Genomic DNA, 26,813 nt, shown 5'->3' with positions numbered 1-26,813 from the left:
TAAAAAATCCTCCACTTATTTAAATTGAACAGCTTTCACATTGATTTACGCCAACTTCACCATCATTATCTGTGAAGGTACGAACGTAGTAGATGGACTTGATACCTTCATGATGGGCATAGTTACGAAGGATATTAAGATCACGAGTGGTCATTTTATCAGTGCGGCCTTCCTTCCAATCATAAATTCCAGCTGGAATTGTTGAACGCATGAAGAAGGTCATACTCATCCCTTGGTCAACATGTTGTTGGGCAGCAGCGTAAATATCAATAACTTTACGCATATCAATGTCGTAAGCTGATTGGTAATATTTTAACGTATCATTGGAAAGATATGGAGCTGGGAAGTAAATTTTCCCAATTTTCTTTTCTTGACGCTCTTCAATTTTGTTAACAATGGGTTGAAGACTAGCTGTCGCATCGTTGATATAAGAAATTGAACCAGTAGGAGCAACTGCCATTCGATTTTGGTGATAAAGTCCGTCAGCCATCACATCAGCTTTAAGTTGCTTCCAATCTTCAACGCTTGGAATTTCAATTCCATTAAATAACTCTTTAACTCGATTGGATTTAGGTCCAAAATCATTTTCTACATATTTATCAAAGTAAGAACCATCAGCATATTTGCTTTTATCAAAGTTGTGGAAAACTTGATTCTTTTCTTTGGCAATCTGGTTAGAAGCTTTTAGAGTCCAATAGTTCAACAGCATAAAGTAAACACTAGTGAATTCAATCGAATCTGCTTCACCATAGTAAAGGTGGTTCTTAGCTAAGTAACCATGGAGTCCCATTGCTCCAAGACCAATGGTATGAGCAAGAGCATTTCCATTTTGGATAGAAGGAACAACGTCAATATCAGAATGATCCGTAACAAAAGTTAGCGCTCTAACCATAGTTTCGACCGATTTACCGAAGTGGGGCGTTTGCATCATATTAACAATGTTTGTTGAACCAAGGTTACAACTGATATCAGTTCCTAGTTTCGTATAGTTTTGCTTGTTATCAATTACGGATGGAGTTTGTACTTGCATAATTTCTGAGCAGAGATTACTCATTACAATTTTTCCATAAATTGGATTTTCTCGATTAGCCGTATCAACGTTAACAATGTAAGGATAGCCAGATTCCTGTTGAAGTTTAGAAATTTCATTTTCGATGTTACGGGCTTTAACTTTGAATTTCTTAATAGCAGGGTTTTTGACCATGTTGTCGTATTCTTTAGTAATATCGACGTAGGCGTAAGGTTCACCGTAAACTTTTTCCACACTATAAGGACTAAATAGATACATATCTTCGTCGTGTTTGATGAGGTCATAAAATTTATCGGGAACGACTACACCAAGTGAGAGGGTTTTAACCCGTATCTTTTCGTCGGCATTTTCCTTTTTAGCTGAAAGGAAAGATACAATGTCGGGATGGAAAACGTTTAGATATACAACACCAGCTCCCTGACGTTGTCCTAATTGATTGGCATAAGAAAAACTATCTTCTAGTAGTTTCATAACCGGAACCACACCGCTAGCAGCGCCTTCAATCCCCTTGATTGGTGCTCCCGCCTCACGAAGGTTAGTGAGGTTGATTCCGACCCCGCCACCTAATTTAGAAAGTTGAAGAGCAGAATTAATCGTACGACCAATCGAGTTCATATCGTCGTTAGCTTGAATTAAGAAACATGAAACTAACTCTCCCCGATGCTTACGACCGGCATTTAAAAAACTAGGAGTAGCTGGTTGATAGCGTTGGTGAATGATTTCATCGGCAATATTCATGGCCAATTCTTCATTACCATCAGCAAAGTAGAGAGCGTTCATAGCCACGCGGTCGATGAAGTTTTCTAAATAATATTCGTTATTATTCGTTTTTAAGGCATATTGAGCGTAAAACTTATAAGCTGCCATAAACGATTGAAAGTGGAAGTCTTGTTGCTTTAAGAAGTCGTACAGTTTTTCGATAAAATCGAATGAATATTCTTCAACAAGGGCAGCCTCGATATAGTCTTCTTTGAGGAGGTAATCGAAACGTTCACGTAGAGAATCAAATTGCATGGTGTTAGCTTGAACATTCTCTTTTAGAAATGCAGCTAGAGCTTCACGATCCTTGCTTAGGGGAATTTGGTTATCAACAGGGATGTTAATTTCATTGTTTAAATCATAGTAAGTAACATCTTTTAGATCTTTTAAAGTCATAATTCGAATCCTCTCTTCAATCAAGTGAAATAAAAAAACGCTCCGCATTTACAATGTACGAATGGGGCGTCTTGAACATCTGAGTTAGCGTTGGTGGAGAACTAAATTGCTAATTTTTTTAGTAAATCAGGTCTAAAACCAGCCACAGCTTTTTCTTCAGAAAATTGAACGACTGGTACGGCTTGGAAGCCTTTAGCTTTTAAAGCGTCGATATATTCTGGATTTGCATTGATATTACGTTCTTCAAAAGTAACCCCGTTTTCGGATAAGAAGCGTTTAGTCATTTTGCATTGAATGCAGTTATTTTTAGTGTACACAATTATTTTTCTCATAATACTGATCCCCCTTGTCTCATTTATCATGGAACTAAGTATACAACATTTATTACTAAATTTGAAATAAAAAAGCACAATATGTAGAGGATATATTTTTATAATCCCACTATATATTGTGCTGGCGGTGTTTATTAAATTTTATTCTTTTTAAATTGGTAACTGAATTTACAATACGATATTATATTAATAGAGAATGGAGGACTTTTCAATGACAGATTATTATTTTACTGAAAATCCCAACGCCGAACATGACGAGAAGCATTGGAGCTACGAGCTTTTGGGTCATAAATTAAATTTTATTTCGGATCGCGGTGTTTTTTCAAAAAACACAATTGATTTTGGAACTAGGACGTTGCTTGAAGCAATACAAATTGTAGGTTCTGCTGAAAAGATTTTAGACGTGGGATGTGGATACGGTCCAATTGGCATATCACTTGCCAAAAGTTTTCCAGAGATACAAGTACAGATGACAGATGTTAACGAACGCGCGTTGGGACTCGCCAAACGAAATGCAGTTGCTAATAGCGTCGAAAAACAGACTCAAATTTATAAATCAGATGCATATGAGAATATCGATGATACGGATTTCACCACGATTATTTCTAATCCACCAGTCCGTGCAGGAAAATCGGTAGTTGAGACAATTATCGTTGAGGCTAAATCTCATTTAAAAGCAGGTGGCCAACTGGTAATTGTTCTTCAGAAAAAACAGGGGGCGCCCTCAGCTAAAAAATTAATGCAAGAAACCTTTGGGAATGTCGAAGTCCTAAAAAAGAATAAAGGATATTATATTTTAAGAAGTGCACATGAATAAGTTAACAGAGCATGAAATTAATTTTTATATGAATGAAGCAATTAAAGAGGCCCAATTCGCCAAAATGATTGATGAGGTCCCCATTGGAGCAGTGGTTGTTCATGATGGTAAAATTATCGGTCGTGGTCATAACTTAAGAGAACACTCACAGGATTCAACCACTCATGCGGAAGTCTTAGCTATTACGGAAGCTTGCGCTTATTTAAAAAGCTGGCGGCTGTGGGATTGTCAGCTTTTTGTGACCATTGAACCATGCTTAATGTGTAGTGGAACCATCATCAATTCACAATTACCTCAAGTATTTTTTGGTGCTCGAGATCCTAAAGCAGGAGCGGTTCGAAGCCTGTATACCGTACTCGAAGATACGCGTTTAAACCATCAAGTGACGGTTCATGAAGGGATTGAAGCTGACCGAGCATCGATGTTAATGAAGACGTTTTTTAAAGAAATTCGAAAAAGAAGAAAAAAAACTAAGTAAAATAGTGGAAATTTTTTTAAAATTCGAGTATCATAGTTATTGCCGTAAGGCCTTGAGGCAAGGTTGGACTTACGAATTGTGTCAGGTCCGGAAGGAAGCAGCACTAAGTATGCTCTGGCTTGTGCCTTAAGTTATTGGGTAAATTAACGAACTCTTAGTCCATTGGGCTAAGGGTTCTTTTCTTAAAAAAAGCAAATATGGAAGGAAATCAAATGAGTTATCAAGCATTATACCGTGTTTGGCGGCCTCAAAAGTTTGATGATATGGTCGGTCAAGACGTCGTCACGAGGACTTTAAAAAATGCATTAATAACTGAGCAGACCAGCCATGCGTATCTATTTACTGGTCCACGAGGAACCGGAAAAACATCGGCAGCTAAGATTTTTGCTAAGGCGGTTAATTGTCACTATCTTAAAGATGGTGAGCCTTGTAATGAATGTGTGACTTGTAAAGCGATTACTGAGGGAACCTTAAACGATGTAATCGAAATTGATGCGGCCTCGAATAATGGTGTCGAAGAAATTCGCGATATTCGAGATAAGGCAAAGTATGCTCCAACTGAAGCAGACTACAAAGTCTACATTGTTGATGAAGTCCATATGCTATCAACCGGAGCATTTAATGCGTTGTTGAAAACTTTAGAAGAACCACCAGCTAATGTAATTTTTATTTTAGCAACGACGGAACCTCAAAAGATTCCATTAACTATTATTTCAAGAACACAACGTTTTGATTTTAAACGAATTACACCAGCTCAAAGTTATGATCGCATGGTCTATATTTTGGATCAAAAGGGAATCCAGTACGATCAAAAGGCTTTAGCAATTATCGCCAAGGCTGCTGAAGGTGGGATGCGAGATGCGTTAAGTATTTTGGATCAAGTGATCTCATTTGGTAACGAAGAAGTAACTTTAGATAACGCCTTATTAGTTACAGGAAGTGTTAACCAAAAACTATTAGATCAGTATTTAACGCAAATTTTTAAGCAAGAAACATCAGCGGCATTAGAAACTTTGCATCAAATTTTAGATGAGGGTAAAGATGGACAACGATTAATTGAAGACTTAATTGCTGTCCAAAGAAATTTACTCTTATACCAAGAAGATCCCCAGTTGGTGCAAGAACAAAGCTTGAATGATCTATCGGAAGCTTTTACTGAAGAAGCAGCTATGGTGACTGGCGTGGAGCTATATCAGATGATTGATACGTTGAATAGTATTCAACAACAAATGCGCTTCACGACTCACCCAGATGTCTATTTGGAAGTTTTGACGATTAAGCTATCACAACGAAAAACTGCGAAAGTTTCCACCGAAGCCCCAACCGGTTCCGTGGATAACCAAGAAGTGGAGCAGTTACGTTCAGAAGTCAGTCAATTAAAACAAGCAATTCAAAAGCTACAACAAAATGTAAAAAATACGCCAAGTAATTCACAATCAGCTCAGCCTAAACCTAAGAAAAAAGCGGTAGGGGCTAAACAAGTTAAAACTCCTGCTAATTTAACCAAGATTTATCCGATCTTGGAAAATGCTACTAAGGCCAGTTTAAATACAATGCAGGAACTCTGGCGCGACCTAATGGATATGCTATCTGTTACAGAACGGGCTTTAATGCACGTTTCTAAGCCAGTTGCAGCTAGTAAAGAAGGAGTGGTCGTAGCGTTCAATTACGACTTTCTGTTTGAAAAGGCCGTCGATAATGAAGTGCTTCGTACTGAACTTCAACAAAATTTAGCTAAGTTAACTGGTTCCGATTTTAAGGTAGTTTATGTTACAGTTGAAGAGTGGCCAGAGGTGCGGTCAGGTTTCTTAAATACTCATCATTTTGATAAGAATCAAGAAAAATCTGAACCAGAGGCATCAGAGCAATCTACACCCAAAGCGGATGAAGATAATCAAGCTGTTAAAAAAGCGGTCGAATTATTTGGCTCTGAAAATGTAAATATAAAAAATGATTAAAGGATGGTAATACAAATGCGTGGTGGAATGGGAAACATGCAAAGCATGATGCGTCAAATGCAAAAGATGCAAAAAAAGGTAACAGAAGAACAAGAAAAATTAAATCAAACTGAATTTACGGGTGTGGCACCAGATGACATGGTCAAAGTTGTATTCACCGGTGATCATAGAATGAAAGACATCGTGATTAATCCTGAAGCAATCGATGAAGATGATCCAGACATGTTACAAGATTTAATTGTAGCCGCTGTAAACGACGCTATGAATCGTGTGGATAGTGAAACTAATAAAACAATGGGAAAATACACTAAGGGCATCCCCGGAATGTAATTAAGAATCGTAGGTGATAGACCGTTATGCAATATCCAGAACCGATTGCGAAATTAATCGATAGTTTCATGAAATTACCAGGTATTGGTTATAAAACGGCAACCCGATTAGCATTTTTTACGTTAGATATGGAAAAAGATGATGTAACCGAATTTGCTAAGGCGCTGATTTCAGCACAACGGGACCTAAGTTTCTGTAGTATTTGTGGAAATATTACGGAAGATGATCCATGTGATATTTGTCAGGACCCTTCACGAGATCAAAAAGCGGTTTTAGTAGTCGAAGATTCTAAGGACGTAATGTCAATGGAACAGATGAAAGAATACCATGGCTTGTATCATGTGTTACATGGCGTGTTATCACCCATGGATGGTAAAGGCCCTGAAGACATCAATATTGCTGCGTTACTTACCCGTTTACAGAAGAACGAGGCCATTAAAGAAGTTATTATTGCTACAAATGCAACTCCAGAAGGGGAAGCGACAGCGATGTATATTTCAAGATTGGTTAAACCGTCCGGCATTAAAGTTACTCGTTTAGCTCACGGGTTATCGGTCGGAAGTGATATTGAATATGCGGATCAAATGACTTTATATAAAGCGGTTGAAGGCCGAACAGAAATGTAAAGCAAAATAATTAAAAGATGAGTTAATGCGATTTTACCAGCGCGTTAGCTCATTTTTTTAAATTAATATGGTGATATTTTAATTAAGGTTAATAGACAGTCCTTAAAATCTAAAGTAGAATAAAAACAATAAATAATTTAAAACAAGTAAGGCGGGGAATACTGGTGAACGGGCATTTTATATCATTTGAAGGTCCAGATGGGGCTGGAAAAACAACGGTTCTGCAAGCGATGGTCGAACATTACCAACAGCGTTTGAAGGACCAATTAACAGTAACGAGGGAGCCCGGCGGAAATCCTATTTCAGAGGCAATTCGAACTATTATTTTGGATAAAAACAACACCGAGATGGATGAGCGAACGGAGGCCTTACTCTATGCGGCTGCTAGACGACAACATTTGGTGGAAACGATTTTACCAGCTTTGAAAAAAAATCATGTGGTTTTTTGTGACCGATTTGTTGATAGCTCAATTGCATATCAAGGAGCAGGCAGAAAAATTGGTACCGATGCCGTCTATCAAATGAATCTCTTTGCTACTGAAGGAGCATTACCAGAAAAAACAATTTACTTGGATGTACCATCAGAACTTGGACTAAAGCGCATTATGACTCATCGGACGGAAGATGTTGATCGGTTAGATTTAGAACAATTAGATTTTCATCAGCGAGTCCGTTCGGCATATCTAGATTTAGCTAAGAAATTTCCAGATCGGATTGTCGTAATTGATGCGAGTCAAGAACTTGATGATGTAAAGAGAGATGTAATTGAAGTGTTAGACCAAATTTTAAATTAGCGGAGGAATATTATTATGGCAACTAAGTTAGTTATCGCAATTGTACAAGATAAAGATGCAAACTATTTGAGTGATCAGTTTATTGATCAAAATGTTCGAGCAACTAAGTTATCCACAACTGGTGGTTTTCTACAATCAGGTAATACAACTTTCATGATTGGGATTGAAGAAGAACGTGTCCCAGAAGTCCTTGAAATTATCAAGAAAGCTAGTCATACCAGAGAAGAATTTATGACACCATCTGTTAACATGGACGTTAATATGGAAGGTACTACGGCCTATCCAATTAAGGTTCAAGTCGGTGGTGCAACCGTCCTTGTTCTTCCGGTAGATCAATTCGAGCGCTTCTAGTGGAAGATCTGAAAAATTTAACTAATCAGGCTGTGGAAAAACAACCTGAAATTGTTAAACGCTTTAATGAAATGATTGATAGCCAGCATTTGTCGCATGCCTACCTGTTAACCGGAGCAGGTGGGATTGGAAAAAAAGACGTCGCTCAATGGGTAGCGATGCGTCTTTTTTGTATTGACTTACAGGGATCAATGCCTTGTGGAGAATGTGAAGAGTGTACTCGAATCATGTCAGGACAACATCCAGATGTTGTAGAAATTGCACCAGATGGCCAATCAATCAAGGTGGAACAAGTTCGTTTTTTAAAATCCGAATTCTCTAAAAGTGGGGTAGAGGGCGCACGGAAAGTTTTTATTATTGAACAAGCTAATAAAATGACAACGAGTGCGGCCAATAGTTTGCTGAAGTTCATCGAAGAGCCTTCAGGAGAGGTAACGGCGTTTTTACTTGCTGAAAATAGAAGTTTGATGCTACCAACTATTGTGTCGAGAACCGAAATTATTGAACTAAAACCGTTACCTAAAGATCGATTGATTAAGGAATTGACAGAGCAAAATATAGCTGAAACGGATGCTAGAATTTTAACCCGGTTAACCAACGATATGAGTGAAATTCAAACACTGGTAGATAACAACTGGATTTTGGATGCCCATAAGGCGTTAGAAAAGTGGTTTATAACGGCCACTACTGGGGACATAACTGCATTTGTGGATGTTCAAACTCGAGTAATGGCTTTGGCTAAGGATCGATTTTATCAAGAAAAAATATTGGACTTGATGATGTTATATGCAATGGACCTGTTAGAACTAAAATTTGATCAAGAAACGATTACTTATGAAGCTAATCGACGTCAGTTACAAGAGTTAGCTGATCAGACCAACGTCCGTCAATTATTGGCTGTTGCAGATGTATTGCTGCCTTTAAAACATCAGTTAAGTCAGAATTTAAATTTTCAAAGCGTTGTGGAAAAAGCAACGATTAAAATATGTAATATATTCAAAATGAGAGGGCGATAGTGTGGATAAAAAAGATTTATTTGATCAAATAACAGAAGTCACGCGAAATACTGAGGATTTGTTAAATAAACTACACGAAACCCAAAGTGCCATGGTGGAAATCATGGAAGAAAATGCTGAACTTCAAATTGAAAATCAACATTTGAGAGAGCGTCTAAAGCAAGCAACCGCTGCTGAAAATGAAGGAACTAAGAACACAAAATATGGTTTATCAAAGTCACTTCAAAACTTAGAAAAATTATATGCGAGCGGATATCACGTTTGTAATGAATTTTACGGTAAGCATCGTCAAGATGAAGAAGAGTGCGCATTTTGTTTAACCGTCATCTATGGAGATCGCTAATATGTTAACGCAAAAAAGTTTCAGCCAATCGAATGAAGGACGATTATATCTGGTACCAACGCCGATTGGAAATTTAGAAGATATGACTTTCAGAGCAATTAATATTTTGAAAGATGTTGATTTAATCCTAGCTGAAGATACACGAAATACTCAAAAACTACTTAATCACTTTGAAATTGATACCAAACAGATGAGCTTCCATGAGCACAATACTCAGCAGCGCATTCCAACAATTTTGAAAATGTTAGAAGATGGTCAACAAATTGCTCAGGTATCAGATGCGGGGATGCCGTCAATTAGTGACCCTGGTCAAGAGTTAGTAAAGGTAGCAGTATCACAACACCTTAACGTCGTACCTTTACCAGGCTCGAATGCCGGAATTACAGCATTAATTGCTTCAGGATTAGTTCCCCAACCCTTTACTTTTTATGGTTTTCTATCACGCAAAACTAAAGAGCAAAAAGAAGAGCTTGAGGTTTTAAAAAATAATCCTAATACAGTTATCTTTTACGAAGCACCGCATCGTTTAGCTAAGACCGTCAAACAAATTGGTAGTAGTTTCGGTACGACTCGTAAAATGGTTTTGGCACGCGAACTTACCAAACGCTATGAGGAGTTTATTCGTGGAAGTATTGAAGAAGTTCAGCAATGGATTGCTGAAAATGAAGTACGAGGCGAATTTGTAGTGATGGTCGAAGGAAATGATCATCCACAGGTTACTACCAATAACGAGTGGGAAAGCATGACGATTAATGAACATGTGCAAAAAATTATCGATGATGAACAAGTTAAACCAACAATTGCGATTAAACAGGTCGCTAAATTGCGAGGTTTAAGTAAACAAGAAGTTTATGACATCTATCATCAGTTAGAGCAATAGGAGAGAATAATGGCTGGAAAGATACATGAAGAACAACATTTAGTAACGCATTACGAAGGTGACCAGACCGGAACAATGAAAGTTCCCATGATTATTAACGCCATGTTGTTAACTTCGGATAATCAAAGTCAGCAACTAGGTGTCGGAAATGCAGTTGTGGATAAAACCGGATTAGGCTGGGTAATTACGCAATACGTGCTGAAAATCAAACGACTACCACGGGTTGGAGAACAAATTGTAGTAGGAACTAGAGCAGTTAATAACAATGATTATTTCTGCCAACGGGATTTTTGGGTTAAAGATCAAAAAGGTGAAGTGATTGTGGAAAACACTTCAATTTTTGTATTGATGGATCGAACAACGCGAAGAATGCACAAGCTCTTACCTGAAATTATTGAACCCTATGAAGCTGACCAGGTTAAACGTATTGTTCGTTTGCCTAAACTGGAAACCATTGAAGGAGCATCAGTTGCTAAGGATTTCAGTGTAGAATATTTTGATATTGATCCAAATCGGCATGTGAATAATGCTAAATATTTTGAATGGATTTTTAATACGGTTGATCAAGATACTCTAAATAACTATTATCCAGCGATGATTAACATTCGTTATCATGTGGAAATCCAACCTAACCAGGTTGCCCATAGCACTTTTACGATGGATCATGATACACTCAAAAGTGATCATAAAATTTTTGCTAATGACACTTTGTGTTGTGAAGCAAATGTTGAATGGAATCACCGTTAAGGTTACAATGAGCGTAGTTTAAATTTTACATTGGAGGATGAATGAATGAGTATTCTTGTAGTTGGAGGAGCCGGATATATTGGTTCACATATGGTTAAGCGATTAGTCGAACAAAATCGAGATGTAGTCGTTGTGGATAACTTATCAACTGGTCATCGTGGCGCAGTGGATAAAGGCGTAAAATTTTATGAGGGCGATATCCGAGATCATGCCTTTTTAAAGGAAGTCTTTGATCAAGAAGCAATTGACACAGTTGTGCATTTTGCTGCATTTTCAATTGTTCCTGAATCCATGGAAAAACCGCTTAAGTATTTTGATAATAATACGGCAGGAATGGTTGCTCTTCTTGAAGAAATGCGGGATCACGATGTAAAACGCATTATTTTCTCATCTACAGCTGCTACTTATGGAGTTCCTGAAAAGTCTCCGATCGAAGAAACCGACCGTCAAGCCCCTATCAATCCTTACGGTGAAAGTAAATTAATGATGGAAAAAATCATTAAATGGGCGGATCAAGCTTATGGAATCAAATTTGTAGCCCTCCGCTACTTTAACGTAGCAGGAGCCTATCCAGATGGTTCAATTGGCGAAGATCATGGACCAGAAACTCATTTAACACCAATTATCTTGCAAGTGGCTTTAGGCAAACGTGACCAATTACAAATTTTTGGAGATGACTATCATACTCCAGATGGTACGAACGTACGTGACTATGTGCACGTTTTAGATCTTGCGGATGCTCATATTTTAGCAATCGATTATCTTAAAGCAGGTAATGATAGCGACGTCTTCAATTTAGGTTCATCAACTGGTTTCTCAGTTAAAGAAATGGTTGAAGCAGCACGTGAAGCAACTGGTGAAGCCATTCCAGCTAAAATTGCGGCTCGTCGTCCTGGAGATCCAGATTCATTAATTGCTGCAAGTCAAAAAGCACGCAAAATCTTAAAATGGAATCCTCAATATGATGACGTTAAAGAAATCATTAAAACTGCGTGGAATTGGACTCAGAAACATCCCAATGGTTATGAAGACCACTAAAATAAACGTATAAATAATTTTAATTGAGGTTATGACATAAAAATTTGTCATAACCTCTTTAATTTTGAAAGAAATGACCTTGAAAGGACGAATTTATTCTTTGTTGTCGTCATCACTATTCTGTAGGATAATATGTAGAGGAATTAAAAGGGAGCGAACTGAATGAAGATTTTAGCTATGGATACGTCCAACGTTACTTTAAGTGTAGCGGTTTTGGATTCAGAACAATTACTAGCTATGCAAACCACTAATATTAAAAGAAATCATAGTAAACAACTGATGCCAATTATTTCGCAAACTCTTGCAGAAGCAGGGATGGCACTAAACGAAATTGACCGGATTGTTGTTGCCAAAGGACCGGGCTCATATACTGGGTTACGAATCGCCGTTACTACGGCCAAAACATTAGCATTAACGTTAAATGCTGAGTTAGTAGGAGTATCTAGTTTAGAAATGTTGGTTCCTAACGCACCTCAAAATGGTTTAGTAGTCCCATTCTTTGACGCTAGAAATGGAAATGTATTCGCCGGAATTTATGAGAAAAATGGAGAACAAGTTGTAAACGTACTAGCAGACCAACATATTAGTTTTGAAAAATTATTGGCTAAGATTAATGAGTTAGGTCGACCAGTTTACTTTGTATCTTCTCAATTTGAACAATTTCAAACAATGGTAGAAAATACGTTGGTTGTTGTTGCAGAACATTCTGGAAAATTAAACAGTTTACCAAATGCGCATGCATTAGGAATCTTAGGATTACAAAAAACAGAACTTGAAAATGTTTATACTTTTGTACCAGCTTATTTACGAGTGACAGAAGCAGAAAGAAATTGGAAGGAAAAGCATCCAAACGATGAAAACAAAGAATCATATGTTAGACAAATTAATTAATTGGGCTAAATACACTTTTTTTAATCGGACACGACGTTTGCGTGAGGAGGCTTTTGAAATTAAACACCATAATGTTGTAATCGAAGGTGAAAGATATTTTGTAGCGCAGGCTACTAATACCGATATTCCGGAGATATTAACGGTTGAACGTGCTGTGTATGACGGACAAACCCCTTGGGATCGAATGGCCTTTGCCAACGAATTGCGAAGAAAATTAGACCGATTATATTTAGTTATTAGGCATAATGACCAACTGTTGGGCTTTATCGGAGCTTCTTTTGATGATCGTAGTAAAATGGCGCACATTACTAATGTAGCTATCTTACCGGAATATCAAAACCGTGGTATTGGATCGTTTCTAATTGAGTCGATTATTAAAAAAGCTCAATTTATTGAATACAAATCAATCACTTTAGAAGTAAGAAAAAGTAATATTACAGCTCAAGCATTATATTTAAAGATTGGTTTTGAAAAGACAGGAATCAAGAAGAGGTATTATTTCGGCGATCATGAAGATGCAATTGATATGACATTAGATTTGTCGAAGTGGCGAGGAGGATATCGTGGATCAAACTAGTTTAATTTTAGCAATCGAATCAAGTTGTGATGAAACTAGTGTTGCAGTTATTAAAAATGGTGACATTATTTTATCTAACATAATTGCAACACAAATTAATAGCCATCAGCGCTTTGGCGGGGTGGTTCCGGAAGTTGCCAGTCGCCATCATATCGAGCAAATTACCATCTGCATTGAACAAGCCTTAAAGCAAGCTGAAGTACGTAAAGAGGACCTCGATGCTGTAGCAGTTACGTATGGACCCGGATTAGTTGGGGCACTTTTAGTGGGCGTTTCAGCTGCTAAAGCTTTTGCTTTTGCAAATGAATTACCATTAATCCCAGTTAATCACATGATTGGACATATCTACGCTGCACGTTTTGTAAAACCCATTGTTTTTCCAGCCTTAGCTCTCCTTGTTTCGGGGGGTCATACAGAACTAGTATATATGCCAACCGAAAATGAATTTAAAATTATCGGTGAGACTCGTGATGATGCAGCCGGTGAAGCCTATGATAAAGTGGGGCGCGTAATGGGTTTGAAGTATCCAGCGGGTAAAGCAATCGACGAACTTGCTCACCAAGGCGAAGACATCTTCAAGTTCCCACGAGCAATGGAACACGAAGATAATTTTGATTTTAGTTTCAGTGGTTTGAAGAGTGCTTTTATTAATACAGTGCATCATGCAGATCAAATTAATGAAGAACTTAGTAAAAAAGATTTAGCAGCAAGCTTCCAACAAAGCGTGATAGATGTTATCACGGCTAAAACGGTTCGGGCTTGCGAGCAGTTAGAAATAAAACAATTAATTTTAGCTGGAGGAGTTGCAGCTAACCGTGGTTTACGGGATACTTTAGATAAAGAACTTGGCGAAAAATTTAATCATTTAGATTTCGTTAAGGCACCTTTGGATCTTTGTGGTGATAATGGAGCAATGATTGGTGCTGCTGGTGAAATGTTAATGCGACACCAAGTTTTTGCTGATATGACGTTAAATGCTGATCCAAGTTTAGAATTTGATTGGGAACCAGAAGCAATTAAGTAAAGAGTGGGTGAATAAATATGACTGAGCAAATGCATCAAGTTCATCAAGTTATTAAAAAGGAAATTGAAAATCATAATATTTATGGTGCTTCCTATAGCTTGATTACGCCAAAAGAAATTGAAAATCGTTATGAAGGTGTCCAAGGAGAAGGACCATCTGCCGTTTTATTAGATCCTTCAATGATTTATGACCTAAGTACAATGACAGAGGTAGTTGCAACCACAACTCGAATTTTTCAATTACTTGCAATTCGAGAAATTGGCTTAAAAGATCCAGTCACTAAATATTTACCTGGTTTTTCAAATCGAGATATTACGATTCTACATTTATTAACCCATACTAGTGGATTACCAGTAACGGTTAATAAATCGAAACATTTTACAGGAATCGAATTTACTAACGCACTATATTCTGTCGGTCTAGATTTTAAACCTGGTGAAAAAATGCAAGTTTCACCACTTAACTTTGTGGTGCTAGGAATTATTATTCGAACAGTAGACGGTTCCATTGATCGTGCTGTTCAAGATCGCATTTTATATCCACTAGCAATGACTAATACTGGTTTTAATTTAAACCGTCCTAAGGCTCGCTTTGTACCAACTAGAAAAGATGCTAAGCGAGGACAAATCCAAGGACAAGTTGAAGATCAATTGGGCTTGTTGTTGAATGGAGAAAGTGGTTACACTGGATTATTTTCAACCTTGAATGATTTAACAGTATTTGTTGAAATGATGTTAAACCGTGGTAATTATCAAGGAAAAGAAGTCCTTGATCCACAGCTATTTGATACGATGGAAAAATTCAACATTGATGGGCAATCACTTGGTTGGAGTCGTTTTAGCGCCAATGCTGACGTATTTTATGGCAGTAGTCCAACTGGGGTTATCGCATTTAATGTTAAGAAAAAACAAGGTATGGTCGTTCTTCATAACTTTGTGGAAAATAATCAAGTTCATGCCAAAATGTTAACAGGATTATTAAAGGTAATTCAGTAGAAAAGGTGGAAGAAAAAATGGATGATAATAAAATCTCATTGGCAACAACTCGTCGTTTACCATTATACTACCGTTGCTTGAGTGAACTAAATGAAAAAGGCGAAGATAAAGTCTCTTCAGCCGTTTTGGAACGGTTATTAAAAATCGACGCTGCAACCGTACGTCGTGATTTTTCTTATTTTGGTCAAATGGGGCGACGTGGATATGGATATGATGTGAAGATTTTATTGGAATTATTTAACGACGTTTTAAAACAAGATACAGCTGCTAATGTTGCCATTGTTGGTGTAGGTAATTTGGGGCATGCGTTAATTAACTTCAAGTTTCATAAGACGGGCAATGCTCGGATTAAAATGGCATTTGACGTTAATCCTGAGGTAGTAGGTACGATTCAAAGCGAAGTTCCGGTCTATGATATTAATGAAATCAAGCAACGTGTTAGAGATGAGAAGATTGAAGTAGCCATTTTAACAGTGCCTAATTCACAAGCACAACGGGTTACCGATTTACTTGTAGAAGCAGGCATCAAAGGAATTATGAATTTCACCACTGAAATTATTGATGTACCTTATAATGTAACTATCCATGATGTTGATTTATCTCTAGAATTACAAGCCTTGATTTACTCAATGGATCAAGATTAAAAAATACAAAAAGCTATGACTCAATTTCTAAACGACGGATAAGTCGCTTATTAAGTCATAGCTTTTTTATTTTAGTTTATAAAATATGAATTTGATTTTCTTCACATTGATCAATCATCGATTGAGGCCAGACACTAGCTTGAACTTCACCAACATGGGCTTTACCTAATAGCAACATGCAAAGACGTGATTGACCAATTCCACCGCCAATGGTGTAGGGCAGTTGATGATTCAACAACATTTGATGATAAGGGAGATGGATTCGATCCTCTGCGTTAGCTATTTTTAGTTGTTTTAGCATCGACTCTTCACTAACTCTGATTCCCATGCTAGAAATTTCAAGGGCTTTTTGAAGAGGTTCATACCAAAATAAAATATCGCCGTTTAATTGCCAATCATCGTAATCTGGTGCGCGTCCATCATGACGTTCACCACTTTTTAGCGTCCCACCAATTTGCATTAAGAAAACGCAACCCAGTTCTTTACAGATGGCGTCCTCGCGTTCTTTAGGAGTTAATTTCGGAAAACGATCCTCTAATTCTTGGGTAGTGACAAAATGAATTTGATCAGGAAGATGATAGACGGCTTCAGGATATTTATACCAAACTTCGTGCTCCATGTGTTTGATTACTTTAAAAATTGTTTGAACTGTTTCTTTAAGGGTAGTTAGATTACGCTCACTTTGATCGATAACTTTTTCCCAGTCCCATTGATCAACATAGATGGAATGAATATTATCAAGATCTTCGTCTTTACGAATGGCATTCATATTAGTATAAAGTCCACTGTGCATCTCGAAATCAAAGCGTTTCAAAGCAACTCTTTTCCATTTAGCTAGAGAGTGGACGATTTCGATGCTGGTTTCAGGCATATCTTGCATAGAGAAGGAAACTGGGGTTTCAACTCCATTTAAATTATCGTTTAACCCAGTGGCACTAGGAACGAACATTGGTGCAGAGAGACGTGAGAGGTTGAGTTCTTTTCCAAATTCATCTTGAAAAGTTTCGCGGATGTAGCGAATGGCCTCTTGGGTTTGACGTACTGATAATTTTGGATCGTATGATGCAGGAATAATTAAATCCATAATTGATTCTCCTTTAATAAATTAGATTTTAAGGATAAAAGAAAAAGCCTTTCATCCATGACAAGGGACGAAAGACTTTCCGCGGTACCACCCAAGTTGCCTATATTTAATAAGCCACCTCAATAAGAGTACAAACATACTCCTCCGATTGGTAACGTACCGGTCACGTCTAAGCCTACTTTAGCCTATGCTATTTCAGTTAGAAACTAAGAAAGTGTTATTCAAAAGTATCAGGGTCTGATTGGGTTCCCACTTATCCCAACTCACTGACAGAATGATAAATTCTACTCGTCTCTCTTTTTGTCTTCATTGATTTTTAATTTGATTATCATATTATCATAAGAAACTGAAGTTGTAAAACATAAATTTGTTGACAGATAAATAAAAAAGCGTATTTTAAAAATAAAACTAGGTGGAAAGTATGATAACTTCAGATGCATTGTTAGTGATTGATTTACAAAATGGAGTATGCAGAGGTAGAACAGATATTGATCATTTAGAAAAATTAATTTTACAAGTAAACCAATTAATTCAGTGTTATCGAAAAAAGGAAAAAGAGATTATTTTTATTCAGCACAACGAGGTTGGATTAGTGTGTGGCTCTACTAATTGGAAAATTCTTCCTGAAATAAATAACAAAATAACAGACATTTATGTAGATAAAACCCATGCTAACTCTTTTTATCTCACTAATTTAGAAAAAATTTTAAAAAGCAAAAACATTCATTCAATCGAGATTTGTGGGGCTCAAACGCAATATTGTATTGATAGTACAGTTAAAATGGCGCATGGACTAGGCTATAACTTACAAATGCAGAAAAATGGTACAACAACTTATGATAATGAATTTATGACTGCTAAGGATACAATCGATTTTTATGAAGATATTTGGAAAGATCGCTTTTTAAAACTATATTAATTTCCAAAAAGCTTTGATGTAGCTAAATACTGCATTAAGGCTTTTTTTTATTAATTTCCGAGCTTTTAATTAACGTATCGAACTGTTTATTTTTCAAAAACGAACTTTTTATTAAAAAATAAAATAAAAAGTTCGTAAAATATCTTGATAAAACTAATTTTACTTGTTACACTGAACTTGAAATTTGATACAGCATTTAAATTTGGAAGGGAATTGTCATGAGAAAAGTCGCAGTAGTTATGGGTTCAATTTCTGATTGGTCAACCATGAAACTGGCCACAGATATACTTGATGAATTTGAAGTCGATTATGATCGTCATATTATTTCAGCACATCGGATGCCGAAAGTATTACAGAAGTTTGGTGAACAAGCACAAGAAAATGGATATGCCGTGCTGATTGCAGGAGCTGGCGGAGCAGCTCATTTACCGGGAATGTTAGCAGCCAACACAATTTCACCTGTAATTGGGGTTCCTATTGAAAGTCATGCATTACACGGAATGGATTCATTACTATCAATTGTCCAAATGCCTAGTGGAGTCCCCGTTGCGACTACGGCTATTGGGAGTGCAGGTGCTAAAAATGCCGCTTTATTAGCAGCTGAAATTTTAGCGTTAACCGATAAAAAAGTTGCTGAAAAATTAATTGAATTCCGTCAAAAACAGACTCAGGAGGCTATTGAGAGTGAAAAGCAATTCTGAAAAAGGGATTATTTTACCACCGGCAACAATTGGGATTATTGGTGGTGGACAGTTAGGTCAAATGATGGCGTTAGCGGCTAAAGCTATGGGATATAAGGTGGGGGTTCTAGATCCTACGCGAGATTGCCCAACCAGCCAAGTTTGTGATTTTCAGATTGTAGCCGAATATACTGACCATCACGCCTTAATGCAAATGGCGGAGCAGAGCGATGTTTTAACTTATGAATTTGAGAATGTTGATTTAGCTAGTTTGAAAGTAGCACAAGAATTGGTAACCATTCCGCAGGGAACCAACTTACTAGCTATTACTGGAGACCGAATCCGAGAAAAAAATTTTTTGAGTAGTCATGGAATTCCGGTTACCTCCTATCAAGTTGTTGAAAAGCCTACTGATTTAGAAATGGCAATTGCTAAATTAGGTTATCCAAGCATTTTGAAAACTAGTGAAGGAGGTTACGACGGACATGGACAACAAGATATTAATTCCGAAGCGGATTTACTTGCTGGACAACGTTTAGTAGCCCAAGCTCCATGTATATTGGAACAACGTCAAAATTTTACTAAAGAATTATCTGTCATGGTAACGCGCAGCCGCGAAGGAATCGTCCAATGTTTTCCAGTAGCCGAGAATGAACATCAGCACCACATTCTACATCAAAGCATTGTACCAGCCCGGGTTTCTCAAAACGTACAAGATAATGCTCGAAAAATTGCTCAAAAAATTGCTCAGAAATTAGAACTAAGGGGCGTTTTAGGAATCGAATTTTTTATGCTAGAAAATGGCCAATTATTGGTTAATGAAATGGCACCAAGGCCACATAATTCGGGACATTATTCCATCGAAGCATGTAATATTTCGCAGTTCGAAGCCCACATTCGGAGTATTTGTGGATTGGCTTTACCAAAAGTCACACAAACTACACCAGCGGTGATGGTAAATCTTCTCGGGCAGCACCTTGAAGCTGCTCGTCAGAAGTTAGTTCAAAGACCCGATTGGCATTTTCATGACTATGGGAAAGTCGAAAGTCGAGTGAATCGAAAAATGGGACACATCACAATATTAGGTGATATTCAAAAAAGCTTAGATTCAATTAAATCAGAAAACATTTGGGAGATAAAATAATGAAGAAGACCACGTTGATTAAAGAAGGCAAAGCAAAAAGACTTTACAATACAGATGAAAAGGATTTGGTGTGGGTTGAATATATGGATCAAGCAACTGCCCTAAATGGAAAACGTAAAGATCACATTGCTGGTAAAGGTGAATTGAATAACCAAATCGATTGTATTTTATTCGAGCAATTAGTTGCAAAAGGGATTCACACGGACTTTGTCCAAAAACTTTCAAACAACGAACAATTGAATCGTAAAGTAAAAATTATTCCACTAGAGGTAGTCGTGCGTAACGCGGCATCAGGCAGTTTCCAACGTAAGTTTGATGTTTCGTATCTACAAGCATTTGACCAGCCTGTTGTGGAATTTTTTTATAAATCTGATGAATTAGATGACCCATTTATTAATACTAATAAAGCAATTGCGTTGAAAATCATTGACTTAGAAGAGAGTCAACGATTGGAAAAGATGGCGTTAGAAATTAATCAAATTTTAAAAGAACGCTTTGCTAAAGCCCATTTGCAACTGGTTGATTTTAAGGTTGAATTTGGTAAAACCGCAGATGACGAAATTGTATTAGCAGATGAAATATCACCAGACTCATGTCGCTTGGTTGATTTAACAACTAAAGAATCACTTGATAAAGATGTTTTTCGTAAAAAAACTGGAGATTTAGTGACCGTCTATCAGGAAGTTTTAAATCGCTTGAATAATTCACAGGAGGAAGTTCATGGATAACGCCAAAATTTACGTTACTTACAAAGAATCGATCTTAGATCCCCAAGGAGAAGCAATTAAAACAGCGTTACATCGATTAAACTACGAAAATGTTAAAGCTGTAACTGTCGGAAAATATTTTGAAATAAAAATTGAAGATCATGGTCAAAATATTGAAGAGCAAGTTAGAAAAATGAGTGATGAGCTACTAGCAAACATTAACATGGAAACTTATCGATTTGAGATTAGCAGGATTGAGGAGGACTAGCAATGATTTACAGCATTATTCGTTTTCCAGGGTCTAATTGTGATTGGGATATGTACTATGTTTTGCGCGACGTTATGAACGTTGAGCCTCAATTTGTGGACTATCGCGAAAAATCCTTACCGCAAGATACAGTTGCAGTCTTAATTCCAGGCGGTTTTTCATATGGTGACTACTTACGAAGCGGCGCAATCGCACGTTTTTCTCCCATCATGGATGCTGTAAAAAAATTTGCCTATGCGGGAAACCCAGTAATTGGAATTTGTAACGGATTTCAAATTTTAACCGAAGCCGGGCTGCTTCCGGGGGCCTTGCGATCGAATGATAGTTTGAATTTTATTTGTAAACCACAAAAATTAGTGGTTGAAAATAATCAGACTATCTTTACCAAACGTTTTGATTTAAAACAGACCGTAATGTTTCCCATTGCCCATGGTGAAGGTAACTATTATTGTGATTCGGCTACTTTACAAGACTTAAAGGATCATCATCAAATTGTTTTACGTTATCAAAATAATCCCAACGGAAGTACAGACGATATTGCGGGAATTATCAATCAGAAAGGCAATGTGCTAGGGATGATGCCCCATCCTGAACGCGCTAGTGAAGCCGTCCTAGGTGGCGAAGATGGCAAAATGCTGTTCCAAAGTTTAATTGAAAGCATGACGCAAAATGTTTAATTAAAGGAGTTTTCGCAATGATGAAGGAATTAACACCTACCGAAATTCGAGATCAAAAATTGTATTTGCAATGGGGGATAAGCGAAGACGAATATCAGAAAATCAATGATGCTTTAGGGCGCCTACCTAATTTTACAGAAACGGGTTTGTTCGCTGCGATGTGGAGTGAGCATTGTGCATATAAAAATTCTAAACCCCTCTTAAAACAATTTCCAACAACGGGTTCACAGATTTTACAAGGGCCCGGGGAAGGAGCTGGAATTGTTGATATTGGTAACAATCAAGCGGTGGTCTTTAAAGCAGAAAGTCATAATCACCCTACGGCAGTCGAGCCTTATCAAGGAGCGGCTACTGGAGTTGGAGGAATTATTCGTGATATTTTTTCCATGGGAGCGCGTCCGATTGCATTAATGGACAGTTTACATTTCGGTGAATTGAATGATGCCCATACTAAGTATCTTGTTGACCAGACAATAGCTGGAATCGGCGATTACGGTAATTGTATGGGAATACCTACAGTAGGAGGGGAAACGACCTTCGATACAATTTATCAAAACAATCCAGTCATGAACGCAATGTGTGTGGGGTTATTGGATATCAACGACCAACAAAAAGGAGCGGCTGCTGGTGTAGGTAATGCCATTTACTACGTGGGGGCTAAAACGGGACGTGATGGAATTCAAGGAGCCATTTTTGCTTCAACCAAATTTAGTGACGAACAAGAAACGCAACGTTCAGCCGTCCAGGTTGGAGATCCTTTTGCTGAAAAACAACTAATGGAAGCGTGTCTAGAACTGATTCATAACCATTCCGAATATCTAGTGGGAATTCAAGATATGGGAGCAGCGGGGTTGATTTCATCATCTGCAGAAATGGCTGCTAAAGCTGGATATGGAATGCATTTGAATTTGGATTTAGTTCCACAACGTGAAGAAGAAATGATCCCTTATGAATTAATGCTATCTGAATCTCAGGAACGGATGCTGCTCTGTGTCAAACAAGGATTTGAACCCGCAGTTGAAGCACTATTTGCTAAATACGAGAGCGAAGCAGTAAAAATTGGTGAAGTTACTGCAGGTGACCGCTATCAATTAACCTTTAAGGGCGTTCAAGTTGCTGATGTACCAGTGCATGCTTTGGTGGATGAAGCCCCAGTTTACCATCAACCAAGTCAGAAACCTCAGCATATCAGTGAAACTAAAAAGCAACAGTATCAACCTAAAATTGAAAATTTAACTAAAACCTTCCAAGCGATGTTGCAACAACCCACAATTGCGCATAAAGGTGCTATTTTTGAACGGTATGACTCTCAAGTTCAAACTAATACAATTTCAACGACACAAAGTGATGCGGCAGTGGTTCGTATTCGAGGAACTCAGAAAACTTTGGCGATGACGACCGATGCTAATCCGCGTTATTTGTATTTAGATCCCTATTATGGTGGACAAATCGCGGTCAGTGAGGCCGCTCGAAACATAGTTGCTACAGGTGGAATACCATTGGCAATTACCGACTGTTTGAACTTTGGTAGCCCCGAAGACCCAGAAAGTTTCTATGAATTAGAACAGGCTACTAAAGGGATGACGGAGGCTTGTAAATTATTTGATACACCCGTCATTTCAGGTAATGTCTCACTTTATAATGAATCCAACCAACAACCCATTTATCCAACACCAATGGTTGGAATGGTTGGTTTAATTGAAAATCCAGCTTGGATAACAACCATAGATTTTAAAAAATCTGGTGATTTAATTTATATTTTGGGAGAAACAACAGCAGAACTTAATGGTAGTGAATTACAAAAAATGCAACTCGGACATGTTGAAGGTCCATTATTTAATTTCGATTTACGCTATGAACAGGAGCAACAAGAATTGTTGACTCAGTTAATTCACGCGGAACTTTTGAATAGTGCGCATGACTTAGCCGAAGGTGGCTTAGCCGTTGGTTTAGCTGAATGCGTGTTCGCTAGTGAGTTAGGATGTGACGTCAAGACTAATTTAACAGCTACAGAACTATTTGCCGAAAATCAGGCCCGCTTTATTGTGACGATTGCTCCAGATAAACAAAAGATTTTTGAAGCACAAGTGGCAAACAGAGCAACTTTAATCGGCCAAGTTGGCGGTAAGCGGATCAAAATTGCAACGATGGATGATGTAATTGATGTTGATTTGAAAAATACTAAGGAGAGTTGGAAGGGAGCCCTAGCATGGCAGCTGAATTAAAGGGTCTAAACGAAGAATGCGGTGTTTTTGGTATTTGGAATGATTCAGAAGCTGCCCAACGGACCTACTTCGGACTTCACAGCTTACAACATCGAGGCCAAGAAGGTGCTGGTATTGTCGTTCGTAATCAAGAAGGACAGTTGAAAATTCATAAAGGAAAGGGGCTTTTGGCAGATGTATTTAGATGTCCCGATGATTTGGCACAGCTAATTGGGCCGAGTGCGATTGGTCATGTGCGCTATGGAACAGCTGGAAACCGAGGAATTGAAAATATCCAACCGTTACTTTTCCACTACTTACAGGGGGATGTGGCGATGGCCCATAATGGTAATTTAACCAATGCAGTTAGTTTACGACGCGAATTAGAAAAAAGTGGTGCTACTTTTCAATCTAATTCTGATACGGAAGTACTAATGCATTTAATTCAGCATCAAAAAGGTCCAACTTTTATTGAAAAATTAAAAGCGAGTTTAAAACAAATTCAAGGTGGATTTGCTTACTTAATCCTTACCAAAGATGCACTGTACGCGGCCCTTGATCCGAATGGTTTTCGGCCCTTAGTAATTGGAAAATTAGCTAACGGTTCGTATGTTGTTGCTAGTGAAACCTGTGCTTTAGATGCGGTCGGAGCAACCTTGGTTCGAAATGTTGAACCGGGACAGTTAGTTCAAATTGATCATCATGGGCTCCAAATTAGTAATTTTACTACTAAAACCCAGTTATCAATTTGTTCGATGGAATACATTTATTTTGCGCGACCCGATTCAAATCTTTATGGCGTTAATGTTCATCTCGCTCGTCAACGGATGGGTCAACGATTGGCAAAAGAAAACCCCATTAAGGTCGATATGGTGGTGGGGGTGCCGAACTCTTCGTTATCAGCAGCATCTGGAGTGGCCGAACAACTAGGCGTTCCCAATGAAATGGGATTAATTAAAAATCAATATAGTAGTAGGACTTTTATTCAACCGACCCAAGCACTACGTGAACAGGGAGTGAAGATGAAATTATCTGCATTAAAAGCAGTAATTGCGGGGAAAGATGTGGCATTAGTTGACGATTCAATCGTGCGGGGTACCACCAGTCAGTATATTGTGAAAATGTTAAAAAATGCAGGAGCTAAGTCGGTGCATTTGATGATAAGTTCTCCACCACTTAAATATCCATGTTTTTATGGAATTGATATTGAACATACACGTGAATTGATGGCTGCTAATTATACGGTAAGTGAGATGTGTCAGAAAATTGGAGCAGATTCACTGCATTTTTTGAGCCTGCCAGGTTTAATTGAGGCGATTGGTTTACATCAAGATGCCCCTAATGATGGCTTATGTGTAGCGTATTTTGATGGTAAATATCCCACCCCCCTTTATGATTATGAAAAAGATTTTGAGATCCCTAAAACAGCTAACGACTTTACATTATCAGCAATGGCCCAAGTGGAGGAAAAATAATGGTAGAAAGTGCTTATGAAAAAGCAGGTGTGAATATTACAGCTGGTGAAGAACTTGTAGCTGATCTAAAGCAAAAATTAGGTGCTCCAGACCCTCATGTTCTAGGCGGACTTGGCAGTTTTGCTGGATGTTACCAGTTATCAAAAGATCAATTGGATCAGCCGGTTTTAGTAGCGGGAAGTGATGGAGTGGGAACCAAAGTGCTTTTAGCGGCCCAGTCAGGTCAAGTTGAAACGATTGGGCAAGATTTGGTTGCCATGTGTGTAAATGACTTATTGGCGCAAGGGGCGTTGCCATTATTCTTTTTAGATTATTTAGCACTATCACATTTAGAGAAAAATCAGGTTCAAAAGATTTTAAACGGAATTTTAAAAGCCTGCCAAGCTCAGTCAATCACCCTGTTAGGCGGAGAGACAGCTGAAATGCCTGGAATTTATCAGAAGCATCATTTTGATTTAGCGGGTTTTGCTGTGGGACTAACTGCTAAACGTAATTTACTCCAAGCAAAAAATGTCCACAATGGAGATTATTTAATTGGCCTTCCCTCCAGTGGATTACATAGTAATGGTTATTCGTTAGTTCGTAAAATTTTATTTGAAGATCATGATTTCCAATTTGATGATCAGTTGGCAGGATTAAATGGTAGTTTGATTGAAGAATTGATGCAACCCACCCGTCTTTACGTCAACGTAATTCGGCCTCTTTTAAAACAAAAATTGGTCAACGGAATCGCTCACATTACCGGTGGAGGATTATTAGATAACGTTCCGCGAATGTTACAAGATCAGCAACAGGCTGAATTTAAGTTGGATAGTTGGGAAAAGCCGACAATTTTTAAAATCCTAGCGGAACTTGGAAAGCTATCCCAGACAGACTGTTATGAAACTTTTAACATGGGGATTGGGATGGTACTAGCTGTTAGCCCCGACAATTATGCCAGAGTGGTAGCAGAACTTGAACAACAGAAAGAAACATATTTTAAGATTGGTAAAGTAAAAAAACGGGAGAAAGATGCACCAGCGGTTTACCTTTCAGGAGGGAGCAGATGATTAATATTGCAGTTTTTGCATCAGGAACAGGGACTAATTTTATGGCATTATACCAACATATTCGAGAAACAAAAGTTCCCATTAAAATTGCATGCTTAATTTGTGACCAACCCAATGCGCCGGTTGTTACTAAAGCTGATGAGTTAGGAATTCCAGTCTGGACCCACCGTTTGAGAGAATTTGAAGATAAAGTGAGCTATGAAAAGGCGATTTTACGTGAGCTAAAAAAATATAATTTAGCATTAATCATTTTAGCTGGGTACATGAAGATTGTTACCAAAGTTTTGTTAGAGGCTTATCCACATGCCATTCTTAATATCCATCCAGCGCTGTTACCATCGTTTCCGGGGCGCCATGGAATTGAGGATGCGTTTGAATATGGAGTAAAAATTACGGGAGTAACGATTCACTGGATTGACGGAGGGATTGATACTGGCCCGATTATTGCTCAGCAACCTGTACCGGTTTTACAAGGGGATGATGTAGAGCATTTAGCTCAACGTATCCATCAAGTTGAACATGATTTATATTTTAGAAGCATCTGCCAAGTATTAAAACAGAGAAAGTTGATTAACTAAGG

General features: G+C 37.9%; 30 protein-coding genes, 1 other RNA gene and 1 other annotated feature. Of the genes, 28 read left to right on the top strand and 3 right to left on the bottom strand.

What is annotated here, in order from left to right:
- Positions 1–19: 19 nt before the first annotated feature.
- Together nrdE and nrdH are read right to left on the bottom strand one after the other, a co-directional pair.
- The gene (gene nrdE, locus HFC68_RS06240) at positions 20–2,185 is read right to left on the bottom strand and encodes a class 1b ribonucleoside-diphosphate reductase subunit alpha (protein ID WP_011673697.1); all 2,166 of its coding nucleotides are present in this window, start codon (positions 2,183–2,185) and stop codon (positions 20–22) included.
- A 101-nt stretch (positions 2,186–2,286) separates the two neighbouring features.
- On the bottom strand, positions 2,287–2,517 hold the full coding sequence (gene nrdH / locus HFC68_RS06235; protein WP_011673696.1) for a glutaredoxin-like protein NrdH: 231 nt from the start codon (positions 2,515–2,517) through the stop codon (positions 2,287–2,289).
- Positions 2,518–2,728: 211 nt separating this feature from the next.
- On the opposite strand from nrdH, the gene HFC68_RS06230 reads away from it, so the two are divergent.
- The 18 genes from HFC68_RS06230 (at position 2,729) to HFC68_RS06145 (ending at position 16,026) form a co-directional block, all read left to right on the top strand.
- On the top strand, positions 2,729–3,334 hold the full coding sequence (locus tag HFC68_RS06230) for a class I SAM-dependent methyltransferase (protein WP_011673695.1): 606 nt from the start codon (positions 2,729–2,731) through the stop codon (positions 3,332–3,334).
- Positions 3,327–3,812: a nucleoside deaminase gene (locus HFC68_RS06225; protein ID WP_011673694.1), complete on the top strand. Its 486-nt coding sequence runs from the start codon at positions 3,327–3,329 to the stop codon at positions 3,810–3,812. Before HFC68_RS06230 ends, HFC68_RS06225 begins: the two co-directional genes overlap by 8 nt.
- 49 nt (positions 3,813–3,861) lie before the next feature.
- Positions 3,862–3,948, top strand: an RNA gene (gene ffs, locus HFC68_RS06220) — signal recognition particle sRNA small type.
- Positions 3,949–4,024: 76 nt separating this feature from the next.
- Complete coding sequence (gene dnaX, locus HFC68_RS06215; RefSeq protein ID WP_011673693.1) at positions 4,025–5,770, top strand: DNA polymerase III subunit gamma/tau; 1,746 nt, start codon at positions 4,025–4,027, stop codon at positions 5,768–5,770.
- Between the two features lie 15 nt (positions 5,771–5,785).
- Positions 5,786–6,100: a YbaB/EbfC family nucleoid-associated protein gene (locus HFC68_RS06210; RefSeq protein WP_002833269.1), complete on the top strand. Its 315-nt coding sequence runs from the start codon at positions 5,786–5,788 to the stop codon at positions 6,098–6,100.
- 26 nt (positions 6,101–6,126) lie between these two features.
- On the top strand, positions 6,127–6,726 hold the full coding sequence (gene recR, locus HFC68_RS06205; protein ID WP_002833270.1) for a recombination mediator RecR: 600 nt from the start codon (positions 6,127–6,129) through the stop codon (positions 6,724–6,726).
- Positions 6,727–6,890: 164 nt separating this feature from the next.
- Positions 6,891–7,520 carry a dTMP kinase gene (gene tmk, locus HFC68_RS06200; RefSeq protein ID WP_002833271.1) on the top strand — a complete coding sequence of 210 codons (630 nt, stop codon included), beginning with the start codon at positions 6,891–6,893 and terminating at the stop codon, positions 7,518–7,520.
- A gap of 15 nt (positions 7,521–7,535) precedes the next feature.
- Positions 7,536–7,871, top strand: coding sequence for a cyclic-di-AMP receptor (locus HFC68_RS06195; RefSeq protein ID WP_002833272.1), 336 nt, complete (start codon positions 7,536–7,538; stop codon positions 7,869–7,871).
- Positions 7,871–8,887, top strand: coding sequence for a DNA polymerase III subunit delta' (gene holB / locus HFC68_RS06190; RefSeq protein WP_011673692.1), 1,017 nt, complete (start codon positions 7,871–7,873; stop codon positions 8,885–8,887). The genes HFC68_RS06195 and holB overlap by 1 nt, the downstream gene beginning before the upstream one ends.
- 1 nt (position 8,888) lies before the next feature.
- Positions 8,889–9,230 (top strand): DNA replication initiation control protein YabA, encoded by a 342-nt coding sequence (locus HFC68_RS06185; protein ID WP_002833274.1) that lies wholly within the window; start codon positions 8,889–8,891, stop codon positions 9,228–9,230.
- Between the two features lies 1 nt (position 9,231).
- Positions 9,232–10,110 (top strand): 16S rRNA (cytidine(1402)-2'-O)-methyltransferase, encoded by an 879-nt coding sequence (gene rsmI, locus HFC68_RS06180; RefSeq protein ID WP_011673691.1) that lies wholly within the window; start codon positions 9,232–9,234, stop codon positions 10,108–10,110.
- A gap of 9 nt (positions 10,111–10,119) precedes the next feature.
- A complete protein-coding gene (locus HFC68_RS06175) occupies positions 10,120–10,857 on the top strand; it encodes an acyl-[acyl-carrier-protein] thioesterase (RefSeq protein ID WP_002833276.1) in 738 nt (245 codons plus the stop codon).
- Between the two features lie 45 nt (positions 10,858–10,902).
- Positions 10,903–11,895: a UDP-glucose 4-epimerase GalE gene (galE, locus tag HFC68_RS06170; protein ID WP_011673690.1), complete on the top strand. Its 993-nt coding sequence runs from the start codon at positions 10,903–10,905 to the stop codon at positions 11,893–11,895.
- 162 nt (positions 11,896–12,057) lie between these two features.
- The gene (gene tsaB, locus HFC68_RS06165; protein ID WP_002833278.1) at positions 12,058–12,786 is read left to right on the top strand and encodes a tRNA (adenosine(37)-N6)-threonylcarbamoyltransferase complex dimerization subunit type 1 TsaB; all 729 of its coding nucleotides are present in this window, start codon (positions 12,058–12,060) and stop codon (positions 12,784–12,786) included.
- Positions 12,767–13,363 (top strand): ribosomal protein S18-alanine N-acetyltransferase, encoded by a 597-nt coding sequence (rimI, locus tag HFC68_RS06160; protein ID WP_002833279.1) that lies wholly within the window; start codon positions 12,767–12,769, stop codon positions 13,361–13,363. The genes tsaB and rimI overlap by 20 nt, the downstream gene beginning before the upstream one ends.
- Positions 13,350–14,387, top strand: a complete 1,038-nt coding sequence (gene tsaD, locus HFC68_RS06155) for a tRNA (adenosine(37)-N6)-threonylcarbamoyltransferase complex transferase subunit TsaD (protein WP_011673688.1) — start codon at positions 13,350–13,352, stop codon at positions 14,385–14,387. The genes rimI and tsaD overlap by 14 nt, the downstream gene beginning before the upstream one ends.
- A gap of 17 nt (positions 14,388–14,404) precedes the next feature.
- Positions 14,405–15,382 (top strand): serine hydrolase, encoded by a 978-nt coding sequence (locus tag HFC68_RS06150; RefSeq protein WP_056979364.1) that lies wholly within the window; start codon positions 14,405–14,407, stop codon positions 15,380–15,382.
- Between the two features lie 17 nt (positions 15,383–15,399).
- Positions 15,400–16,026, top strand: coding sequence for a redox-sensing transcriptional repressor Rex (locus tag HFC68_RS06145; RefSeq protein ID WP_002833282.1), 627 nt, complete (start codon positions 15,400–15,402; stop codon positions 16,024–16,026).
- Positions 16,027–16,102: 76 nt separating this feature from the next.
- Here the strand turns inward: HFC68_RS06145 and asnA are convergent, their stop codons facing one another.
- Positions 16,103–17,110, bottom strand: coding sequence for an aspartate--ammonia ligase (gene asnA, locus HFC68_RS06140; RefSeq protein ID WP_011673686.1), 1,008 nt, complete (start codon positions 17,108–17,110; stop codon positions 16,103–16,105).
- 60 nt (positions 17,111–17,170) lie between these two features.
- Positions 17,171–17,420, bottom strand: a binding site (T-box leader).
- Between the two features lie 111 nt (positions 17,421–17,531).
- Between asnA and HFC68_RS06135 the strand changes: the two genes are divergently transcribed.
- The 10 genes from HFC68_RS06135 (at position 17,532) to purN (ending at position 26,811) form a co-directional block, all read left to right on the top strand.
- Positions 17,532–18,029, top strand: coding sequence for a cysteine hydrolase family protein (locus HFC68_RS06135; protein WP_011673685.1), 498 nt, complete (start codon positions 17,532–17,534; stop codon positions 18,027–18,029).
- Positions 18,030–18,247: 218 nt separating this feature from the next.
- Complete coding sequence (gene purE / locus HFC68_RS06130) at positions 18,248–18,730, top strand: 5-(carboxyamino)imidazole ribonucleotide mutase (protein ID WP_011673684.1); 483 nt, start codon at positions 18,248–18,250, stop codon at positions 18,728–18,730.
- Positions 18,714–19,853, top strand: coding sequence for a 5-(carboxyamino)imidazole ribonucleotide synthase (purK, locus tag HFC68_RS06125; RefSeq protein ID WP_011673683.1), 1,140 nt, complete (start codon positions 18,714–18,716; stop codon positions 19,851–19,853). The genes purE and purK overlap by 17 nt, the downstream gene beginning before the upstream one ends.
- Complete coding sequence (gene purC / locus HFC68_RS06120; protein WP_011673682.1) at positions 19,853–20,581, top strand: phosphoribosylaminoimidazolesuccinocarboxamide synthase; 729 nt, start codon at positions 19,853–19,855, stop codon at positions 20,579–20,581. The genes purK and purC overlap by 1 nt, the downstream gene beginning before the upstream one ends.
- Entirely contained in the window at positions 20,574–20,828 is a 255-nt protein-coding gene (gene purS / locus HFC68_RS06115) for a phosphoribosylformylglycinamidine synthase subunit PurS (protein WP_011673681.1), read from the top strand. Before purC ends, purS begins: the two co-directional genes overlap by 8 nt.
- Positions 20,829–20,830: 2 nt before the next feature.
- Entirely contained in the window at positions 20,831–21,505 is a 675-nt protein-coding gene (gene purQ, locus HFC68_RS06110) for a phosphoribosylformylglycinamidine synthase subunit PurQ (RefSeq protein ID WP_011673680.1), read from the top strand.
- A gap of 17 nt (positions 21,506–21,522) precedes the next feature.
- Positions 21,523–23,730, top strand: a complete 2,208-nt coding sequence (purL, locus tag HFC68_RS06105; RefSeq protein ID WP_041526973.1) for a phosphoribosylformylglycinamidine synthase subunit PurL — start codon at positions 21,523–21,525, stop codon at positions 23,728–23,730.
- Complete coding sequence (purF, locus tag HFC68_RS06100) at positions 23,715–25,184, top strand: amidophosphoribosyltransferase (RefSeq protein WP_011673678.1); 1,470 nt, start codon at positions 23,715–23,717, stop codon at positions 25,182–25,184. Before purL ends, purF begins: the two co-directional genes overlap by 16 nt.
- Positions 25,184–26,233 carry a phosphoribosylformylglycinamidine cyclo-ligase gene (purM, locus tag HFC68_RS06095; protein WP_011673677.1) on the top strand — a complete coding sequence of 350 codons (1,050 nt, stop codon included), beginning with the start codon at positions 25,184–25,186 and terminating at the stop codon, positions 26,231–26,233. The genes purF and purM overlap by 1 nt, the downstream gene beginning before the upstream one ends.
- The gene (gene purN, locus HFC68_RS06090; RefSeq protein ID WP_011673676.1) at positions 26,230–26,811 is read left to right on the top strand and encodes a phosphoribosylglycinamide formyltransferase; all 582 of its coding nucleotides are present in this window, start codon (positions 26,230–26,232) and stop codon (positions 26,809–26,811) included. Before purM ends, purN begins: the two co-directional genes overlap by 4 nt.
- Positions 26,812–26,813 lie beyond the last annotated feature (2 nt).

It is taken from the genome of Pediococcus sp. EKM201D (assembly GCF_011800215.1).
GTDB lineage: Bacteria > Bacillota > Bacilli > Lactobacillales > Lactobacillaceae > Pediococcus > Pediococcus pentosaceus.
Note: the sequence above shows the minus strand (reverse complement) of the source record. Positions and strands in the feature narration are given on the sequence as shown.

Excerpts from the sequence above, each read along its gene's own strand:
- tsaB (WP_002833278.1), top strand. The coding sequence starts at position 12,058 with ATGAAGATTTTAGCTATGGATACGTCCAACGTTACTTTAAGTGTAGCG.
- HFC68_RS06195 (WP_002833272.1), top strand. The coding sequence starts at position 7,536 with ATGGCAACTAAGTTAGTTATCGCAATTGTACAAGATAAAGATGCAAAC.
- purC (WP_011673682.1), top strand. The coding sequence starts at position 19,853 with ATGAAGAAGACCACGTTGATTAAAGAAGGCAAAGCAAAAAGACTTTAC.
- nrdE (WP_011673697.1), bottom strand. The coding sequence starts at position 2,185 with ATGACTTTAAAAGATCTAAAAGATGTTACTTACTATGATTTAAACAAT.
- purL (WP_041526973.1), top strand. The coding sequence starts at position 21,523 with ATGATGAAGGAATTAACACCTACCGAAATTCGAGATCAAAAATTGTAT.
- HFC68_RS06145 (WP_002833282.1), top strand. The coding sequence starts at position 15,400 with ATGGATGATAATAAAATCTCATTGGCAACAACTCGTCGTTTACCATTA.
- purQ (WP_011673680.1), top strand. The coding sequence starts at position 20,831 with ATGATTTACAGCATTATTCGTTTTCCAGGGTCTAATTGTGATTGGGAT.
- dnaX (WP_011673693.1), top strand. The coding sequence starts at position 4,025 with ATGAGTTATCAAGCATTATACCGTGTTTGGCGGCCTCAAAAGTTTGAT.
- purE (WP_011673684.1), top strand. The coding sequence starts at position 18,248 with ATGAGAAAAGTCGCAGTAGTTATGGGTTCAATTTCTGATTGGTCAACC.
- HFC68_RS06225 (WP_011673694.1), top strand. The coding sequence starts at position 3,327 with ATGAATAAGTTAACAGAGCATGAAATTAATTTTTATATGAATGAAGCA.
- nrdH (WP_011673696.1), bottom strand. The coding sequence starts at position 2,517 with ATGAGAAAAATAATTGTGTACACTAAAAATAACTGCATTCAATGCAAA.
- HFC68_RS06230 (WP_011673695.1), top strand. The coding sequence starts at position 2,729 with ATGACAGATTATTATTTTACTGAAAATCCCAACGCCGAACATGACGAG.
- purM (WP_011673677.1), top strand. The coding sequence starts at position 25,184 with ATGGTAGAAAGTGCTTATGAAAAAGCAGGTGTGAATATTACAGCTGGT.
- rsmI (WP_011673691.1), top strand. The coding sequence starts at position 9,232 with ATGTTAACGCAAAAAAGTTTCAGCCAATCGAATGAAGGACGATTATAT.
- HFC68_RS06175 (WP_002833276.1), top strand. The coding sequence starts at position 10,120 with ATGGCTGGAAAGATACATGAAGAACAACATTTAGTAACGCATTACGAA.
- purN (WP_011673676.1), top strand. The coding sequence starts at position 26,230 with ATGATTAATATTGCAGTTTTTGCATCAGGAACAGGGACTAATTTTATG.
- HFC68_RS06135 (WP_011673685.1), top strand. The coding sequence starts at position 17,532 with ATGATAACTTCAGATGCATTGTTAGTGATTGATTTACAAAATGGAGTA.
- recR (WP_002833270.1), top strand. The coding sequence starts at position 6,127 with ATGCAATATCCAGAACCGATTGCGAAATTAATCGATAGTTTCATGAAA.
- rimI (WP_002833279.1), top strand. The coding sequence starts at position 12,767 with ATGTTAGACAAATTAATTAATTGGGCTAAATACACTTTTTTTAATCGG.
- purF (WP_011673678.1), top strand. The coding sequence starts at position 23,715 with ATGGCAGCTGAATTAAAGGGTCTAAACGAAGAATGCGGTGTTTTTGGT.
- asnA (WP_011673686.1), bottom strand. The coding sequence starts at position 17,110 with ATGGATTTAATTATTCCTGCATCATACGATCCAAAATTATCAGTACGT.
- HFC68_RS06210 (WP_002833269.1), top strand. The coding sequence starts at position 5,786 with ATGCGTGGTGGAATGGGAAACATGCAAAGCATGATGCGTCAAATGCAA.
- galE (WP_011673690.1), top strand. The coding sequence starts at position 10,903 with ATGAGTATTCTTGTAGTTGGAGGAGCCGGATATATTGGTTCACATATG.
- HFC68_RS06150 (WP_056979364.1), top strand. The coding sequence starts at position 14,405 with ATGACTGAGCAAATGCATCAAGTTCATCAAGTTATTAAAAAGGAAATT.
- purS (WP_011673681.1), top strand. The coding sequence starts at position 20,574 with ATGGATAACGCCAAAATTTACGTTACTTACAAAGAATCGATCTTAGAT.